Genomic DNA, 3136 nt, shown 5'->3' with positions numbered 1-3136 from the left:
GGGAGTTTGTGGAGGTGGCATGACTACAAGGTTTACTGCTGTCACGGCTCGCAGGCCCTCTCACGCGTCGATTGTTCGACTGCGTTTTCTGGCCTTGGCCATGGCGCTGCAGGCTGCATTTCTGTTTGCCGCCCCCATAGCGGTTAACGCCGAGGAGATCGTTCACGACGCCGAGTTCTATATTCTCAAAAATCAAAACGGAGATAAGTGGGCGGAGCAGGACAAGGAACTCGACGCGAAACTTGCCGCGCTTGAGGAGAAATTCGGCAGGCCGCCGAACATCGTCTACATCCTTTGGGACGACACCGCGTTCGGCGCCGTAGGCTTTCCGGCTTTGCAGAAGAACTTCGGTTATGAGACGCCCAACCTCAACAGGATGGCCGAAGAGGGCATCAACTTCACGCGAATGTATACTGAGCCTTCTTGCACCCCAACCCGCGCCGCCGTTCTAACCGGCCGCCATCCCGTGCGCCACGGCATGGGTGTGGTGGGCATGCCGCATGAGTTTTCCGGGATGCGGGCCGAGGAAGTGACCATCGCTGAGGTGCTGTCCGATGCAGGCTATGCGACAGGTTTCTTCGGCAAGGGGCATCTCGGTGACATCGAGGAGAGCTATCTTCATAACCAAGGGTTCGACGAGGCGCTGTTCACGCCGATGAATCAGATCACCTCCCTCTACAACCCGCAAGGCAACGCGGTGAATGCGGTGCTCGGCTTTTCGCCGGAGATCTATCCGCTCGATCCCTACCAGCTCGATAGCCCGGGCTTGGTCCCTGCGGGCTGGGTCATGAACATTGAGGGTAAGAAGGGCGAGCAGGGTCGCGAGTGGTGTGGAACGTCCAACGAGTGCTTTGGGAAGCTGGACGACGAAGCCGAAAAACGCACGCTCGCATTCATCCGCAAGAACGCCGAGGCGGAGAAGCCCTTCTTCGTTTCCTACTGGCCGAACTTTCTCAACTTCATGGACTTCCAGATGCCGAAGAAGTCGGTGGCCGGCTTGATGGTCGCGGACGCCTTTCCCAAGCTGGATGATTTCATCGGGACCTTGATGGACGAGCTCAAGCAACTCGGCATCGCCGAGAACACATTGGTCATCGCCATGGCCGACAACGGTCCGATGGTGCATAGCCCGCCCACAGGTTGGGGCATGCTGCCGATGATGTATCGCGGCGGTAAGGGCGACTTCACCGAAGGTGGCGTTCGCGTACCTGCGTTCGCGTGGTGGCCGGGCATGATCAAAGAAGACCAGGTCGTCGCCGACATCGTCCACGTTACGGATCTGTACACGACGTTCGCCCGGCTGGGCGGCGCGACCGGGAACATTCCGACGGATCGAGTCGTCGATGGGCTGGACCAGACCGCCGTCCTTCTAGAGGGCGATACCAACGGCCGGCGGGATTACGTGTTCATCTATGCGGGTCACGAGCTCGGCGCCACGGTCAAGGGGCGCTACAAGCGCCACTGGATCGGCGCGGGTGAGGTCGAGGCGTCCGGCATGCCGGAGGCCTATTACGATCTCTATATGGACCCGCGCGAGGAGAACCCGCAGCTGGTGCCGCTGATCCATACCCAAGGACAGTTCAACCACATGCGGGCGCGGCACGAGCTCTTCAAAAAGAAGTACCCTGACGTGAAGAACGCAAAGGGCATTCCCTATACGGGCTTATCCAACGCACGACCCGAGACAGAGGCCATTGCCGAGCGCGTCAAAGCCACAGTCGACAGCATGCCGTTCGACGTCGAGGAGTATCTCGAGTTCGAAATTCCGGGCAGCGATGCGGTCGGTGATTGGGGCCGGTAGGGGCTCGGGCGTCCTAGACGAAACGCGCGCGGCCTAGCCGCGGCGCTGGTCCTTGAGCGGAACGATGGTGCCAGAGTCGTCTTTGGCATCGGTCAGGAACCAGGACCGCATTTGGCCCTTGCCTTTGAGTTCGACTTCGCCGGCGTCTTCGAAGTCGAAGTCATCCACCAGCCGCACGCGGACGGCATCGGACACATGAATCCGGTTCGGCTCCGCCGTACTCTCGTAGCGGGCCGCGACGTTTACGACGTCGCCCCATAAGTCATACGCAAATTTCTGCGTGCCGACGATCCCGGCCACCACCGTGCCGGTGTGCATCCCGAGCCGAATGCGCAAGGGGTGTGGGAAGCTCGCGGCGTAGTCCTCGAAGCTCTTGAGCGCGTCGAGGGCGAACCGGGCTGTCTGCTGGCAATGGGTCGCGCTTCGGGTGGGTACGCCGCCGACGACCATGTAACAGTCCCCGATCGTCTTGATTTTTTCGAGGTCATGCTTCACCACCAGGTCATCGAACCGTCCGAAGATATCGTTCAGCATACTAACGATATCGTGAGGTCCGATCTTCTCTGCCAGCCGCGTGAACCCGACGATGTCGGCAAAGAGTACCGTCACTTCCGGAAAGGTCTCCGCGATCATCGACTCGCCGCCCTTGAGGCGTTCGGCAATGAGCGCAGGCAAAATATTGTGCAAGAGCTTCTCGGAGTGATCGCGCTCCGTCGCCAGTTCCTCGGCTTGAAGCCGCGCTTGGTCGGCCTTTTTCTCGACTTCGCCGAGCGCCGCTTTTAGGCGCGCGGTCATGGAGTCGACGGCGCTCGCGAGCGTGCCCAGTTCGTCGCTCCCTGAAACATGCGTGCGCGCGTCCAAGTTACCCTCGCCGATTTCATCCACCGTCGTGAGAAGTGCCGCGGTCGGCCGGAGAAAGCGTGCGCGGAGTACCCATACCAGGACGGCGATTAGGCCCAGGAGACCTATGCTCGTGGCAATAAGACCGGCGAGCACCTGGCTGGCATACCGGTTGAGGCCTTTGAGCTCCGCGTTCGTCCGGGCGTTAACCATCGTCAGGAACACATCGATCGGCTCCATGATAGCGCCCTTGGCGTCATGATAGGTCTTGTCGTGGAGAATCCGCATGGCCATGTCGCGGTCCGGCGGCCCTTCGCGGGAGAAGCTTCCCGTCCCGTCGTCAAACCGGCCGTCCAAGGCGTGCATCGCCACTTCTTCGCGCCGCACGAGACGATCGGACAGGTTCTGCGCCTCTTTGAGTTTGCTGAACTCATCGACCGTGATGCCAACTTTGCGCATGCGCGCTTCAAGGGACAGCTCGCCATTGCTTGCGTT

At 60.6% G+C, this 3136-nt stretch carries 2 protein-coding genes; one reads left to right on the top strand and one right to left on the bottom strand.

All coding sequences use genetic code 11. From position 1 onward, the window contains the following. Positions 1-1801 (top strand): sulfatase-like hydrolase/transferase (locus WBQ77_RS00670; RefSeq protein ID WP_424058457.1); only part of this gene is annotated, 1801 nt, incomplete at its 5' end. Positions 1802-1834: 33 nt separating this feature from the next. On the opposite strand, the gene WBQ77_RS00665 is transcribed toward WBQ77_RS00670, so the two are convergent. After that, a partial coding sequence (locus tag WBQ77_RS00665; protein WP_424058455.1) for an adenylate/guanylate cyclase domain-containing protein occupies positions 1835-3136 on the bottom strand: 1302 nt, incomplete at its 5' end.

The organism is Methyloceanibacter sp., from assembly GCF_049590335.1.
In the GTDB taxonomy this organism is placed as follows: domain Bacteria; phylum Pseudomonadota; class Alphaproteobacteria; order Rhizobiales; family Methyloligellaceae; genus Methyloceanibacter.
The sequence above is the reverse complement of the archived record's forward strand: the minus strand, read 5'-3'. Positions and strand labels throughout refer to the sequence as shown.